General features: G+C 62.5%; 15 protein-coding genes. 12 read left to right on the top strand and 3 right to left on the bottom strand.

The annotated features are described in order from the left end of the window. Positions 1–14 precede the first annotated feature (14 nt). From ahcY to ACSQ20_RS18265, 11 genes are all read left to right on the top strand, one after another. A complete protein-coding gene (gene ahcY / locus ACSQ20_RS18315; RefSeq protein ID WP_436022443.1) occupies positions 15–1,436 on the top strand; it encodes an adenosylhomocysteinase in 1,422 nt (473 codons plus the stop codon). Between the two features lie 74 nt (positions 1,437–1,510). Then, positions 1,511–1,864 (top strand): phage holin family protein, encoded by a 354-nt coding sequence (locus ACSQ20_RS18310; RefSeq protein WP_436022441.1) that lies wholly within the window; start codon positions 1,511–1,513, stop codon positions 1,862–1,864. Positions 1,865–1,885: 21 nt separating this feature from the next. After that, complete coding sequence (gene metF / locus ACSQ20_RS18305; RefSeq protein ID WP_436022439.1) at positions 1,886–2,728, top strand: methylenetetrahydrofolate reductase [NAD(P)H]; 843 nt, start codon at positions 1,886–1,888, stop codon at positions 2,726–2,728. A gap of 158 nt (positions 2,729–2,886) precedes the next feature. After that, positions 2,887–4,548, top strand: a complete 1,662-nt coding sequence (locus ACSQ20_RS18300; protein ID WP_436022437.1) for an ABC transporter substrate-binding protein — start codon at positions 2,887–2,889, stop codon at positions 4,546–4,548. A 325-nt stretch (positions 4,549–4,873) separates the two neighbouring features. Further along, positions 4,874–5,068 carry a hypothetical protein gene (locus tag ACSQ20_RS18295; RefSeq protein ID WP_436022435.1) on the top strand — a complete coding sequence of 65 codons (195 nt, stop codon included), beginning with the start codon at positions 4,874–4,876 and terminating at the stop codon, positions 5,066–5,068. Between the two features lie 90 nt (positions 5,069–5,158). After that, entirely contained in the window at positions 5,159–6,793 is a 1,635-nt protein-coding gene (locus ACSQ20_RS18290) for an ABC transporter substrate-binding protein (RefSeq protein WP_436022433.1), read from the top strand. 125 nt (positions 6,794–6,918) lie between these two features. After that, positions 6,919–7,929 carry an ABC transporter permease subunit gene (locus ACSQ20_RS18285; RefSeq protein ID WP_436022431.1) on the top strand — a complete coding sequence of 337 codons (1,011 nt, stop codon included), beginning with the start codon at positions 6,919–6,921 and terminating at the stop codon, positions 7,927–7,929. 11 nt (positions 7,930–7,940) lie between these two features. Next, positions 7,941–8,858: an ABC transporter permease subunit gene (locus tag ACSQ20_RS18280; protein ID WP_436022429.1), complete on the top strand. Its 918-nt coding sequence runs from the start codon at positions 7,941–7,943 to the stop codon at positions 8,856–8,858. A 2-nt stretch (positions 8,859–8,860) separates the two neighbouring features. After that, on the top strand, positions 8,861–9,883 hold the full coding sequence (locus ACSQ20_RS18275; RefSeq protein ID WP_436022427.1) for an ABC transporter ATP-binding protein: 1,023 nt from the start codon (positions 8,861–8,863) through the stop codon (positions 9,881–9,883). Further along, positions 9,880–10,896: a peptide ABC transporter ATP-binding protein gene (locus ACSQ20_RS18270; protein WP_436022425.1), complete on the top strand. Its 1,017-nt coding sequence runs from the start codon at positions 9,880–9,882 to the stop codon at positions 10,894–10,896. The genes ACSQ20_RS18275 and ACSQ20_RS18270 overlap by 4 nt, the downstream gene beginning before the upstream one ends. Next, positions 10,889–12,058: a TraB/GumN family protein gene (locus tag ACSQ20_RS18265; RefSeq protein ID WP_436022423.1), complete on the top strand. Its 1,170-nt coding sequence runs from the start codon at positions 10,889–10,891 to the stop codon at positions 12,056–12,058. The genes ACSQ20_RS18270 and ACSQ20_RS18265 overlap by 8 nt, the downstream gene beginning before the upstream one ends. A gap of 26 nt (positions 12,059–12,084) precedes the next feature. On the opposite strand, the gene pxpA is transcribed toward ACSQ20_RS18265, so the two are convergent. Genes pxpA through pxpB form a run of 3 tightly spaced genes read right to left on the bottom strand, consistent with a single transcriptional unit; the run spans position 12,085 to position 14,553 of the window. Further along, entirely contained in the window at positions 12,085–12,837 is a 753-nt protein-coding gene (gene pxpA, locus ACSQ20_RS18260; RefSeq protein WP_436022421.1) for a 5-oxoprolinase subunit PxpA, read from the bottom strand. 22 nt (positions 12,838–12,859) lie between these two features. Continuing rightward, a complete protein-coding gene (locus ACSQ20_RS18255) occupies positions 12,860–13,903 on the bottom strand; it encodes a biotin-dependent carboxyltransferase family protein (protein ID WP_436022419.1) in 1,044 nt (347 codons plus the stop codon). Further along, positions 13,900–14,553, bottom strand: coding sequence for a 5-oxoprolinase subunit PxpB (gene pxpB / locus ACSQ20_RS18250; RefSeq protein WP_436022417.1), 654 nt, complete (start codon positions 14,551–14,553; stop codon positions 13,900–13,902). Before pxpB ends, ACSQ20_RS18255 begins: the two co-directional genes overlap by 4 nt. 173 nt (positions 14,554–14,726) lie before the next feature. On the opposite strand from pxpB, the gene ACSQ20_RS18245 reads away from it, so the two are divergent. Then, on the top strand, positions 14,727–15,239 hold the full coding sequence (locus ACSQ20_RS18245; RefSeq protein WP_436022415.1) for a winged helix DNA-binding protein: 513 nt from the start codon (positions 14,727–14,729) through the stop codon (positions 15,237–15,239). Positions 15,240–15,255: the final 16 nt, after the last annotated feature.

The raw sequence follows: 15,255 nt of genomic DNA, 5'->3' as shown, positions 1-15,255 counted from the left end.
GAAAGGAGGGCGTGATGAACGCCGCAGTTTTCGATTCGAAGCCATCCTCTGATTTTGTCGTCGCCGATCTCTCGCTTGCTGACTGGGGCCGCAAGGAACTGAACATCGCCGAAACGGAGATGCCGGGCCTGATGCAGATCCGCGACGAATACAACGCGGCCCAGCCGCTCAAGGGCGCGCGCATTGCGGGCTCGCTGCACATGACGATTCAAACGGCCGTGCTGATCGAGACGTTGAAGGCGCTCGGCGCCGACGTCCGCTGGGCATCGTGCAACATCTTCTCGACGCAGGATCACGCGGCGGCCGCGATTGCGAAGGGCGGCACGCCCGTCTTCGCGTTCAAGGGCGAATCGCTCGACGAGTATTGGGAATTCTCGCATCGCATTTTCGAATGGCCGAACGGCGAATTCGCCAACATGATTCTCGATGACGGTGGCGATGCGACGCTGTTGCTGATTCTCGGCTCCAAGGCCGAAAAAGACCGCAGCGTGATTGCGAAGCCGACCAATGAAGAGGAAGTGGCGCTCTTCAAATCGATCGAGCGTCATCTGGCGATCGACCCCACCTGGTACTCGACGCGCCTCGCCCAAATTCGCGGCGTGACCGAGGAAACGACGACGGGCGTGCATCGTCTTTATCAGATGGAAAAGGATGGCCGCTTGCCGTTCCCGGCCATCAACGTCAACGATTCGGTCACGAAGTCGAAGTTCGATAATCTGTACGGTTGCCGCGAGTCGCTCGTCGACGGCATCAAGCGTGCAACCGATGTGATGATTGCCGGCAAGGTCGCGCTCGTGGCCGGTTACGGCGACGTCGGCAAGGGTTGCGCGCAATCGCTGCGAGGGCTCGGCGCGACAGTGTGGGTGACCGAGATCGATCCGATCTGCGCGTTGCAGGCCGCGATGGAAGGCTACCGCGTCGTGACGATGGAATACGCTGCCGACAAGGCCGACATCTTCGTGACGGCCACCGGCAACTATCACGTGATCTCGCACGATCATATGAAGGCGATGCGCAACAATGCCATCGTCTGCAATATCGGCCATTTCGACTCCGAGATCGATATCGCCTCCACGCGCCAGTACACGTGGGAAAACATCAAGCCGCAGGTCGATCACATCGTGTTTCCCGATGGCAAGCGCATCATCTTGCTCGCCGAAGGCCGGCTCGTGAACCTCGGGTGCGCCACGGGGCATCCGTCGTTCGTGATGTCGAATTCGTTCGCCAATCAGACGCTCGCGCAAATCGAGCTCTTCACGCGCGGCAAGGAATACGGCAACAAGGTGTACGTACTGCCGAAGCACCTCGACGAAAAGGTGGCACGTTTGCATCTGGCGCGCATCGGCGTGCAACTGACGGTACTGTCGGACGAGCAGGCGAGCTATATCGGCGTGGACAAGAGCGGCCCGTTCAAGCCGAATCATTACCGTTATTGATCGCATCGGTCTTTCGGCCGCGTCCGAGCGCGTCTCGTAGCGGCCGATAAACGAACCCGACAGGAGCGTAAGACATGACAATATTGCTGACCTGGTTGATCAACGCGCTGGCATTGTTGATCATCACCTACCTCGTGCCATCGATCCACGTCCGCAGTTTCGGCACGGCGCTCGTCGTCGCGCTCGTGCTCGGGCTCATCAACGCGTTGTTGCGGCCGGTGCTGATTTTGCTGACGCTGCCTGTCACGATCGTCACGCTCGGGCTGTTCATTCTCGTCGTCAACGCGCTTTGCTTCTGGCTTGCTGCGTCGCTGCTCAAGGGCTTCGAGGTTTCGGGGTTCTGGTCGGCCTTTTTCGGCTCGATTCTTTACAGCATCGTGTCCTGGCTGCTGTCGGCCCTGATTTTCGGCAATCGCAGCCTTGGCTGATTGCCGTTTTTTCGTCGCATCATGACACCCATCGAAATCTCGTTCGAATTCTTCCCGCCGAAGACGCCCGAGGGCGTCGAGAAGCTGCGGGCCGCGCGCATGCAGCTCGCGCCGCTCGCGCCGAAGTTCGTCTCCGTCACCTTCGGCGCCGGCGGCTCGACGCAGCAAGGCACGCTCGATACCGTACTCGAAATGGCCGAGGATGGGCTCGAAGCCGCACCGCATCTATCGTGCATCGGTTCGTCGAAAGAGAGCCTGCGCGCGATTCTCGAACGCTATCGCAGCCATGGCATTCGCCATATCGTCGCGTTGCGCGGCGACTTGCCCTCGGGCATGGGCGCAGTGGGCGAGCTGCGCTATGCCTCCGAGCTCGTGGCGTTCATTCGTTCGGAATACGGCGACTGGTTCCGCATCGAAGTGGCCGGCTATCCCGAATATCACCCGCAGTCGCGTTCGCCGCAGCAAGACCTTGCTAACTTCGCGCGCAAGGTGAAGGCGGGCGCTAATTCGGCCATCACACAGTACTTCTATAACGCCGACGCGTATTTTCGTTTCGTCGATGATGTCCGCAAGCTTGGCGTCGACGTCCCGATCGTGCCCGGTATCATGCCGATCACGAATTATTCGCAACTGATGCGCTTTTCCGATATGTGCGGAGCCGAAGTGCCGCGCTGGATCGCACGCCGGCTCGAAAGCTTCGGCGACGACCGCGAGGCGATCCGTGCGTTCGGTCTCGATGTCGTGACGCGGCTTTGCGAGCGTCTCGTCAGCGAGGGGGCACCGGGGCTGCACTTTTACACGCTCAACGCGGCGACGGCCAGCAAGGCGATTTGCGAGCGGCTCGCGCATACCCGCCGCGGCTGAAGCATCATCGGCTGCACCGGTGCACTGAGACATACACGGTCAAACGATCAAACGATTCCAAGCAAGCGGCGGCAGACGATGCTCCGGGCGCAAGCGGCCCGAGTTCGCGGCTGATCGGCGCGCGAGACCTTCATCGGGGTTTTGATCCAGGAGCGATCATGCTGGTTCGTCGTTGCGTGTGGCCCGTTCGTTTGGTCTCGTTGTTTGCCGTGTTCGTTGGCGTTGCCCTGATCGGTGCAGGCGAGCGCGCGCACGCGGCCGACGCCCCCGCCGCCAGCGCCACTCCCACGCTCACCAAAACGCTCGTCTACTGTTCCGATGCGAGCCCGGCCGGGTTCGATCCGGCGCAATACACGACGAGCGTGGAGAATTCTGCGGCGGCCTACACCGTCTATAACCGGCTCGTCGAATTCGAGCATGGCGGCACGAAAGTCGAGCCGGGGCTGGCGCAATCGTGGGACGTCTCCCCAGACGGCAAGGTTTATACGTTTCATCTGCGCCGCGGGGTCAAATTCCAGACGACCTCGTTTTTCAAGCCGACGCGCGAACTCAATGCCGACGACGTCGTGTTGACGTTCGAGCGCATGCGGGACCCGGATAACCCGCTGCGCCGGGCCTATCCCGTCTCGTTTCCGTATTTCGTTGATCTGCGGCTCGACAAGAACATCGAGAAGATAGAAAAACTCGACGACTACACGGTCCGCTTTACACTCAGGGCGGTGAATGCACCGTTCCTGTCGGAGCTGGCGATGCCGTTCACGTCGGTGCTCTCGGCCGAATACGCCGACGCTCTGATGAAGGCCGGCAAGGCGTCGGATCTGAACAACTATCCACTCGGCACGGGGCCGTTCATTTTTCGCGGCTACACGAAGGATGCGTCGATTCGCTTCGACGGCAATCCGGACTATTGGAAGCCCGGTACGGTGCATCTGCGCAAGCTGATTTTTGCGATTACGCCGGACGCCGGCGCGCGCGAGGCGAAGCTGCGCAGCAACGAATGTCAAGTGATGAGCTACCCGCGCCCGGCTGACGTGGCGTCGCTGAAGGCCGACCCGGATTTGCAGGTGCCGTCGAAGGTCGGCTACAACCTGGGCTACCTCGCTTACAACACGACGCATAAGCCGCTCGACAATGCCGGCGTTCGGCGTGCGCTCGATATGGCCATCGACAAGCAGGCGATCGTCGCCGAGGTTTATCAGGGGGCGGGCCAGGCGGCGAGCCACCCGATGCCGCCGACGCAATGGTCATACGACGAGCATCTGAAAGATGCGCGCTACGAACCCACGAAAGCGAAACGGCTGCTCGAAAAAGCCGGTTTCCCGAGCGGTTTCGAACTGACGCTGTGGGCGATGCCGGTGCAACGGGCTTACAACCCGAATGCGCGCTTGATGGCCGAGATGATTCAGGCCGATTGGGCGAAGATCGGCGTGAAAGCGAAGATCGTGACTTACGAGTGGGGCGAGTACGTTAAACGTGCGCGCAGCGGCGAGCACGATGCGTTGTTGATCGGCTGGACGGGCGACAACGGGGACCCGGACAATTGGCTCGGCGTATTGCTCGGCTGCGCGGCGGTCAACGGCGGCAATTTCGCGAAGTGGTGCTATAAGCCGTTCGACGAACTGATCGTCAAAGCGCGCGAGACGACCGATCACGCGCTGCGTGTGAAGTACTACGAGCAGGCGCAGAAGATTTTCGCCGATGAGCGACCGTTCACGCCAATTGCGCATTCGCTCGTCTATCAGCCGCTGCGCCAGGAGGTGACAGGTTTCAAGATCGACCCGTTCGGCCCGACGCAGTTTTGGGGCGTGGGGCTGCGATAGGCAGGGGATACGCTCGTCGTCAGCACAACGGCTTACCGTTCGCCCCGCAATGCTGGTCGGTCGCCACGATCGGGCCGCTGGCCAGCGTCTTTGTGATCGCTTAATCCGTGGCAAAGCGTTGCGGCTAAGCCCGCCCGCATCGCGTGGCCGGCGAAGCGGGCGCGAGCGGAGCTAGCCCGATGGCCACCAAATGGGTATCGGAAAACTAAACAGCACGGCACCAATGCGCAGCCCGCCCGGGATTTTGCGCAACCCCAACCCCTTGGTCATTGGAATCCCCGATTATCTAAATGAATCCGGATTGCCGTGATTGGCAGATGTGTCGATGAACTACGTCATCGCCATAAGCGGTTCAAGCGATTTGCGCGTGCTTTTCCGCATTAGCTGCAGCGATTTTAAAAAATCCCGGATATTGAAATCGGCATCGAAATTGCATCAAAGCCAACGACGTGATTGCGACGAGGCCGCCGTCGCCATGGTCCCCGCGCTGAAGGTTCGGGACCTTCGCAGGCAAACCTGACATTATCTATTTTCGACCGCTTGTTCGGGTAATCAAAGGTCAGTAATATCCGCGTACGCCGGCCATGCCGGACTACGACTTGGAGGGAACATGAAACAAAACAAGCTGCTGCGCGCCGTGCGGGTCACCACCTGCGTGGCCGCAGCCGTGACGGCGACGCTTGCTGCCGCGACGATCTCGCACGCGGCGACGATTCCCAATAAAACGCTGGTTTACTGCTCCGAGGGCAGCCCGGCCGGTTTCGATCCGGCGCAATACACGACCGGTGTCGACTTCACCGCCAACACGTTTCCCGAGTACAACCGCCTCGTTGAATTCGCGCGCGGCGGTACAAAAGTAGAGCCAGGCCTCGCCGAAAAGTGGGATGTGTCGCATGACGGCAAGACCTACACGTTCCATCTGCGCCACGGTGTCAAATTCCAGACGACATCGTACTTCAAGCCGACGCGCGAATTCGACGCTGATGACGTCGTATTCACGTTCGAGCGCATGCTCGACCCGAATCAGCCGTTTCGCAAAGCTTACCCCGTCGCGTTCCCGTACTTTTCGGATATGGGGCTCGACAAGCTGATCAAGAGCGTCGAGAAGGTCGACCCGTACACGGTCCGCTTCACGCTGAACGAGGTCAGCGCGCCGTTCATCCAGAATCTGGCGATGGAATATGCATCGATTCTTTCGGCCGAATACGCCGATCAGCTCCTCAAAGCAGGCAAAGCTGCCGATATCAACCAATACCCGGTCGGCACCGGTCCCTTCATTTTTCGCAGCTATACGAAAGATTCGACGATTCGCTTCGATGGCAACCCCGACTATTGGAAGCCCGATACGGTCAAGGTGTCGAAACTGATCTTTTCGATCACGACCGATGCGAGCGTGCGCACGCAGAAGATCAAGCGCAACGAATGTCAGGTCATGATCTACCCGAAGCCACAGGATCTGGCTACGCTCAAGAGCGACAGCAACATCAACTTGCTCGCGCAAGCGGGCTTCAACCTCGGCTATCTCGCCTATAACGTGCAGCATAAGCCGCTCAATAACGTCGAGGTGCGCCGCGCGCTCGATATGGCGATCAACAAGCACGCGATTGTCGAGTCGGTCTATCAAGGTGCGGGTCAGCCTGCAACGAATCCGATGCCGCCGACGCAGTGGTCCTACGACAAGAACCTGAAGATGCCGGCGTATGACCCAAAGAAGGCCAAGGCGCTGCTAGCGAAGGCTGGGTTCCCGAACGGTTTCGAGATCCATTTGTGGGCGATGCCTGTGCAACGGCCGTATAACCCCAACGGCAGGCTGATGGCCGAGATGATCCAGAGCGATTGGGCGAAGATTGGCGTGAAAGCGACGATCGTCACGTACGAATGGGGCGAGTACATCAAGCGTGGGCACGCGGGCGAGCAGGACGCCTACTTGGTCGGCTGGACTGGCGACAACGGCGACCCGGATAACTGGCTCGGCACCTTGCTCGGTTGTTCGGCCATCAACGGCAACAACTTCTCGAAGTGGTGCTATAAGCCATTCGACGATCTCGTGCAAAAGGGCCGCACGACGACGGACCAGGCTCAGCGCACGAAATACTATGAAGAGGCCCAGAAGATCTTCGCGGATCAAATCCCGTTCTCGCCCATCGCCCATTCGACGGTCTATCAGCCGACCACGAAGAACGTGATCGACATGAAGATCGACCCGCTCGGCTATTCGCGCTTTGACGGCGTCAGCATGAAGTAACGCGCGAAGCGCACCGCTACATTGTTCGCGGCGCTGATAGCCAAGCCGCCACCGATCCGGCGACAGAGGACGCGTGCCTCTCGTCGCCGGTTGCATTTTCCCCCACGCAGATAAAGGGACGAACCATGTTCCGATTCGTTTTGCGCCGCATCGGCATGGTGATACCGACCTTCCTCGGCATTACCGTGCTCGCGTTCGCGCTGATCCACCTGATTCCGGGCGACCCGATCGAAGTGATGATGGGCGAACGCGGCGTCGACCCGGCCATGCACGCCGCCGCGCTGCATCGGCTGGGCCTCGACGAGCCGTTACCGCTGCAGTACATCCATTACGTCTGGCGGGCGCTGCACGGCAATCTCGGTATGTCGATCATCACCAATACCAGTGTGATGGGAGAATTTCTCGCGCGGTTTCCGGCTACCGTTGAGCTGTCGTTGTGCGCGATGCTGTTCGCGCTGATCGTTGGTTTGCCGGCTGGCGTGTTCGCTGCGCTCAAGCGCGGCACGGTGGTCGATCACGGTGTGATGGGCACGGCGCTGGCCGGTTATTCGATGCCGATCTTCTGGTGGGGCCTGATTCTGATCATGGTGTTTTCGGTGACGCTTGGCTGGACCCCGGTATCGGGCCGTATCGCCGTGGAATATGACATTCCGCACGTGACGGGTTTTCTGCTGATCGACGCGCTGCTGGCCTCCGACGAGGGGTCGTTTCGTTCGGCGCTGAGCCATCTGATCCTGCCATCGATCGTGCTCGGCACGATTCCGCTGGCGGTCATTGCGCGCATGACGCGCTCGTCGATGCTGGAAGTGCTGCGCGAAGACTACATCCGCACCGCGCGTGCGAAGGGGCTGTCGCCGGCGCGCGTCGTCGTCGTGCATGCGTTGCGCAATGCGTTGATCCCGGTGGTGACGGTGATTGGGCTGCAAGTCGGCACGCTGCTGGCCGGCGCGGTGCTGACCGAAACGCTCTTTTCGTGGCCCGGTATCGGCAAGTGGCTGATCGATGCGATCAGCCGGCGCGATTATCCCGTCGTGCAAGGCGGCATCTTGATGATTGCGACACTTGTGATCGTGGTGAATCTCGTCGTCGATCTGCTGTACGGCGTGTTGAACCCGCGCATCCGGCATACGCGTTAAAGGAACAAGATATGGCAGACCTGCAAAATGCAATCCCGGAGGCCGTCACGCCGGCCGGCGGGCGCGCAATCGCGGCACGCGAATTCTGGGCCAACTTTGCGCGTAACCGCGGTGCCGTGGCGGCCGGCGCGATTGTGCTGGTGCTCGTTATCGTGGCGCTCGCGGCGCCGTGGGTCGCACCGCACAGCCCTGTCGAACAGTATCGCGACTTCGTGAAGATTCCGCCCGCCTGGCTCGCGGGCGGGCACTGGGGCTTCGTGCTCGGCACCGACGAGGCGGGCCGCGACATCCTTTCGCGCCTGGTCTACGGCGCGCGCATGTCGTTTTGGATCGGCTGCGTGTCGGTCGTCCTTGCGCTGATACCGGGCATCGCGCTCGGGCTCGTTGCCGCGTTTTTCGACAAATGGGCCGATACGCCGATCATGCGTCTGATGGACGTCCTGCTGGCCTTGCCTTCGTTGCTGCTGGCCGTGGCGGTCGTGGCGATCATCGGCCCGGGCCTCGTCAATACGATGCTTGCGATCGCCATCGTGGCGCTGCCCGGCTACGTGCGGCTCACGCGTGCGGCAGCGCTTGGCGAGCTGCACAAGGAGTATGTAACCGCTTCGCGCGTGGCGGGCGCCGGCACACTGCGTCTGATGTTCTCGCAGGTCTTGCCCAACTGCGCCGCGCCGCTGATCGTGCAGGCGACGCTCGGTTTTTCCTCGGCCATTCTCGATGCGGCCGCGCTCGGTTTCCTCGGGCTCGGCGTGCAGCCGCCGACCGCCGAATGGGGCGCCATGCTGGCCTCGGCGCGCGATTACATCGACAATGCCTGGTGGATCGTCACGATGCCGGGTCTTGCAATCCTCGTCTCCGTGCTGACAATCAACCTGCTCGGCGACGGCTTGCGCGACGCGCTCGATCCCAAACTGAAACGGATGGCCTGACCATGAGCGATCTTTTGACCATCCGCAATCTGGCGGTCAGCTTTGGCGGCGCGCCTGTCGTGGACCGCGTGAATTTCGGCATTGCACCGGGCGAGGTCGTCGGCGTGGTCGGCGAGTCGGGCTCGGGCAAGAGCGTGACGATGATGGCCATCATGGGGCTCATCGACGCGCCCGGCATCGTGACGGCTGACGAGATATCGTTCAACGGGCACGACCTGATCAAGGCCTCGGCGAAAGCACGCCGCAGCATCGTCGGCAAGGACATCGCCATGGTGTTTCAGGACGCGCTGACAAGCCTCAACCCGAGCTACACCGTCGGCTATCAGATCCAGGAAGTGCTGCGGCTGCATGAGAAGCTGCGCGGCGCGGCGCTCGATGCGCGCGTGCTGGAGCTGCTCGACCAAGTCGGCATTCCGGATGCCAAAAACCGGGTGAGCGCGTTCCCCCACCAGCTCTCGGGCGGGATGAACCAGCGCGTGATGATCGCGATGGCCGTTGCTTGCAACCCCAAGCTGTTGATTGCAGACGAGCCGACCACTGCGCTCGACGTGACGATCCAGGCCCAGATCATGGACCTGCTCGTCGCACTGCAAAGGGAACGGGGCATGGCGCTCGTGCTGATTTCGCACGATCTGGCGGTCGTTTCGCAAGTCGCGCAGCGCGTCGCGGTGATGTATGCCGGCGAAATCATCGAGACCAATGACGTGCCCGATATCTTCGCGAGCCCGCATCATCCTTACACCGAGGCACTGCTCGCAGCCATTCCCGAGCATAATTTCGGGGCCAAGCGTCTTGCGGCGCTGCCGGGCATGGTGCCCGGGCGCGACGACCGTCCGATCGGGTGTCTGTTCGCGCCGCGCTGCAAGTACGTCGTCGACGATTGCAGAAAGGGTCGGCCCGCGTTGGCGCAGCTCGATGAACGCAACGAAGGCACGCGTGCGCGCTGTATCAAGCCGCTCAACCTCGATTCACTCGGCGTGCCGGGCACAACCCCGCATACGCACACGCACGGAGGCGCACGATGAATGCAGTACCCAACGCGCCGCGCGAACCGTGGCGCGACGACGAAGTGCTGGTGGCGCACGGGCTGACGAAGCACTATTCGGTGCGCCGCGGCCTTTTTGGCCGCGGCACGGTCAAGGCGCTCAACGGTGTGTCGTTTTCGCTTGCGCGCGGCAAGACGCTCGCGGTGGTCGGCGAGTCGGGCTGCGGCAAATCGACGCTCGCGCGTCAGCTCACGATGATCGAGCCGCCCACGGCGGGACGGCTCGTGATCGAAGGCGAGGATGTGGCCGGTGCGGGGCGCGCGAAAATTGCCGAGCTGCGCCGCCGCGTGCAGATGGTGTTCCAAAATCCGTTCGCGTCGCTCAATCCGCGCAAGACGGTCGAGCAAACGCTTGGCGAGCCGCTTGCGATCAACACGTCGCTCGATGCCGCGGGGCGGGCCGAGCGCATCGCTCGGATGATGCGTACCGTGGGGTTGCGGCCCGAACATGCGAAACGCTATCCGCACATGTTCTCGGGCGGGCAGCGCCAGCGCATTGCGATCGCACGGGCGATGATTCTCGAGCCGCGTATCGTCGTGGCCGACGAGCCAGTGTCCGCGCTCGACGTATCGATTCAAGCGCAGATTCTCAATCTGTTCATGGATCTGCAGGAGCAGTTCAAGACGAGCTATGTGTTCATCTCGCACAATCTGGCGGTGGTTCAGCATATTGCCGACGACGTGATGGTGATGTACTTCGGCGGCGTGGCGGAGCTTGGCGACAAGAAGACGATCTTCGCCAACCCGCGCCATCCGTATACGCGCTCGCTGATGTCGGCCACGCCGGCCATCAACGAGTCCGACCGCCGCATTCAGATCAAGCTGCAAGGAGAACTGCCGTCGCCGCTCAACCCGCCGACGGGCTGTACGTTTCATCAGCGCTGTCCGTATGCGATCGAACGCTGCCGGCTCGAGGAGCCGCTGCTGCGTGAAGTGGACGGGCGTCTCGTGTCGTGCCATCGCGCCGAGGAGGTGGGGGACGCGGATGCGTGAAGCGCAGGCGGCGCGGCCGGTGCGTCGTCTTCCGCCTGGCGGCTCGGCCGTCGGCGGGCGAGCTCCGGCGCGCTGCCTCGCGCGCTTGTTCTGGTGGGTCGTGCCGATTTTGCCGGTCGCGCCGATTACACGGACTCCGCGAATCGTACGCATCGTACTGATACTCGCGCTGACGCTCGGTCTTGCCCCGACCGGTCTGTTGCGCATCGCGTACGCAGGCGGCCCTCGGGTTGCCGCGCCGAGCGCGCCTTATTCGGCGATTCCCGGTTTTCACGGCCCACCGGCCGCCTCATCGGGCACGAGCGTGAGTGGCGCGGTGCGGGCCGAGCCCGCGCATATGCCGTTTTATGTGGCGACCAAGGGCACGACGACGATTTATTTGCTCGGTACGCTGCATATCGGTGACCCGTCCGATTACCCGCCCAATCAACCGTTCAGAAGGCCGATCCTCGCAGCGCTGGCGGCGTCGCCCACGCTTGCACTGGAGCTTTCGCCCGACGATCTGATCCAATCGCAGGACGATGTTTCGAAGTACGGCGTGTGCACCTACGCTTGTTTGCCGCGACTGTTGCCGCCTCCGCTCTGGCGCAAGCTCGAAGCGCGCTTGCGCGGCAATTCCGCGGCGCTCTCGGAGATTCGAAAGACGCGGCCGTGGCTTGCGGCGCTGCTCGTCGAAACCTACAGTTCGCTGAGCGCGGGGCTGCAAACCGAGTACGGGACCGAGGCGCAACTGCAGAACGTCTATCTGCGCACGCCCGGCAAGGTGGTCGGGCTCGAGACGCTTGCCGAGCAGATGCGCGCCTTCACGAATCTGACACTCGCCGAGCAGCGCGAAATGTTGGCGCAGGATCTCGAGCAGACCCCTGAGCAAACGGCAGCTGACGTGAAGGAGCTGCACCGGCTGTGGCGTGCGGGCGATGCCGATGCGATCGCTGCGTGGTCGACGGCGAAATCGGAACGGCTGGCTACTTCAGCGGCGGTGGGCCGCGCGCTCGACAACAAGATTGTGTTCGAGCGAAACCGGCGTTTCACGGTGCGCTTGCAGCAGCTCGCGGCGCCGAACCGGCCTGTGTTCGTGGCGGTTGGGTCGCTGCACCTGGGCGGACCGAAAGGTGTGTTGGCTTTGCTGCGACAGCGTGGTTTCATCGTCGAGCCGAGTTGATGCGGGGTTGGACTCAGCGTTGGTTGTCAGGCCCCCAGCACCGAAGCCGGCCTCACTGCAATGCCGTTCGCTGTCAGCGTCGAGCGCAGCCGATGCGCGAACGCCACCGCATGCGCGCTGTCGCCGTGCAGGCAAAGCGTGCGCACGTTGATCGGCACCCAGTGGCCGTCGACTGCGCGAACGCGGTGATCGCGCACCATCGAAAGCACGTGCTCGAGCATCTCGTCTTCCGATTGAATCAGCGCGCCGGGCTCGTTGCGCGGCACCAGCGAGCCGTTAGCGCGATAGCCGCGGTCGGCAAAGCCTTCTTCGATCGCGGCGAGCCCCGCGCGGCGCGCCGTCTCGATGAAACCGCTGTTGGCAAGACCGAACACGGCAAGCGACGGATCGAAGTCGTGCACGGCTGCCACCACTGCGTCGGCGATGGAAGTATCGCGCGCGGCCTGGTTATAGAGCGCGCCGTGCGGCTTGACATGCGCGACGCGCCCGCCCTCGGCCTGTGCGATTGCCGAAAGCGCACCGAGCTGGTAGAGGATGCCGGCATAAATGTCGTCGGCCGGCAGGTCCATTTCCTTGCGGCCGAAATTGTCCGGGTCCTGAAAACTCGGGTGCGCGCCGATCGCGACTCCCTTGGAGATCGCAAGACGAACGCAGTCGCGCATCACGTTCGAGCCGCCTGCGTGCCAGCCGCAAGCAATATTCGCCGAACTGACGAGATCGAGCAGCGCCTCGTCGGAACCGCTGCCTTCCCCAAGATCGGCATTCAGATCAATCATCATGACTTCCTCGTTCAACGCTGCTTTAGGCGGCGCGCTTCGATCGTTGCAACCGCTCTTCATGCATGGCCATCGCGACATCGATCTGTCGCAGATAAGCACGCTCCTCGCCGAGTGCGAACAGCGCTTCTTCGCGCGAACTCGGAACGAAACGAATGCTGCCGTTCAGGCGGACTTGCGCGAGCTTCCATAAATCGGCGCGAATGACGGAGCCGATGCGTGCATAACCGCCCGTCGTCTGCCCGTCGCCCATCAGCACGATCGGCTGCCCGTTGGGCGGCACCTGCACGGTACCGGGCAGCACCGCATGCGACAACAGCTCGTTGCGTGCCTCGCGCGCCAGCGTACCGCCCGCGAGGCGATAGCCCATGCGGTTGCTCTGCGGCGTCACGCGCCATTCCTCCGACCAGAACGCGCGATGCGCCGCGCTCGTGAAGCTTTCGTATTCCGGGCCGCGCAGCAAGCGGATTGTCACGGCGCGCTCGGCGCCGGCCGCGTGTGTGCCGCGCCGTACGGGCGCTTGCGCCACGGCGGCAAAGCGGCACCATTCGGGCGCCTTCACGCCGAATGGCGGCGCGTCGAGTGCGATGCCGGCGCGCAGCGCCGGGGCGCCAACCGCGAGCCGATCGCCCTCGCGCAGCGGACGACCGCCCAGACCGCCGAACCGCGCGCAAAGATCGGTGCTGCGCGAACCCAGCATTGGTAAGACGTCGATGCCGCCACGCACGCAAATGTAGCTGCGCACGCCGCGCGTTGCGCCGCGCAGCACCAGCTCCTGGCCCGCGCGTACGGGCAGGCTCCACCACGAGTGCACCGGCTCGCCGTCGAGCGTGGCGTCGAATTCGGCGCCGGTGATGGCAAGCCGCGTCGGACGCGCGAAACGCAGCACCGTGGGTCCCATCGTCACTTCGAGGGCCGCTGCTTGCGGCAGATTGCCGACGAGACGGTTGCCCACTTCCAGCGCGAGCGTGTCGAGCGCGCCCGCCGTCGCCACGCCCAGATGGCGAAAACCGGGGCGACCGAGGTCTTGCACCGACGTGAGAATACCTGCGCGAAGCACTTCGATCATGGCTCGATTCCGGCAATCGTAAAGCGGACCCGGTCGCCCGGTTGCAGCAGCGAAGGCGGGTTGTTGCCCGGATCGAAGAGCGTGAGCTCGGTGCGTCCGATCAATTGCCACCCGCCGGGCGAGGCAGCGGGATAAAGCCCTGTCTGCGCACCGCCGATGCCGACCGAACCGGCCGGCACCTCGATGCGCGGCACGGCACGGCGCGGCGTGTGAAGCGACGCGTCGAGCCCGCCCAGATACGCGAAGCCCGGCTGAAAGCCGATGAAAAAGACGACGTATTCGCCAAGCGCGTGCCGTTTGACGACTTCCTCGGCGGCGAGGCCCGTGTGCTGCGCGATATCGGCGAGGTCGGGCCCGCATTCGCCGCCGTAACGCACCGGAATCTCGATTTCGCGTGCCTGCATGTTCGTACCTTGCTCGCGTTCCCAAGTGTCGACAAGCGCGGCGGCAAGCGCTGTGACGTCCGCTGCCATTGGGTCGAAGACAATCGTCAGATTGTTCATGCCCGGCACGACTTCGACGATATGCGGCCAGTGCCGCGCCGCTTCGGCCACTGCCCATACCCGTTGCTGACAGGCAAGCGTCGCCGGCGGCGGCATTTCGCAAACCAGGGCCGTATCGCCGAACGGGTAAATGCGGGGCTCAGTCATCTTTGGAAGTCTCGATGCGTAAAACGGTGGCGCGCAGCAAAGAGAACGCGTCTTAGAAGCGTATTATCGACAAAATGTCGACGTTTTACAAATAAGTGTTTATGCCGAGCGCATGTGGGCGGCGCGCGTCGTACACTGCGCACCGTCACATCATCTACTTTCAAGCTGCTGCCATGTCGCGCCATCCGACCAAGATTGTGTCCTCAGAGCATCTCGTGTCCGAGGACAGTGCGGAATTATCCGAATTCGAATACGGCCTCATCATGGCGAGCAACGCGTTCAACCGCTGGATGGTGCGCTGCATGGCCGCCGCGGGCGGCAAGGACATGACGCCAATCGAGGTGTCGCTGCTGCACCATGTGAGCCACCGCGAGCGCAAGAAGAAGCTCGCCGATATTTGCTTTGTGCTGAACATCGAAGACACTCACGTTGCCACGTACGCGTTGAAAAAACTCGTCGCCAGAGGGTACGTAAAAAGCGAAAAAATAGGTAAGGAAGTGTTTTTCGCCGCAACGCCTGCCGGGCGCGACCTGTGCGGCAAGTACCGCGAGGTGCGCGAGCGTTGCCTGATCGCCGCGCTCAAGGAGAGCGGGCTGGTCAATGAGCAGGTCGGCGAGGCCGCGCAATTGATGCGCAACGCATCGGGGCTTTACGATACGGCCGCGCGCGCGGCGGCGTCGCTGTAATCGCATCGCTGCAACG

This window comes from Trinickia sp. LjRoot230, from assembly GCF_964253315.1.
Taxonomy (GTDB): domain Bacteria; phylum Pseudomonadota; class Gammaproteobacteria; order Burkholderiales; family Burkholderiaceae; genus Trinickia.
The sequence above is the reverse complement of the archived record's forward strand: the minus strand, read 5'-3'. Positions and strand labels throughout refer to the sequence as shown.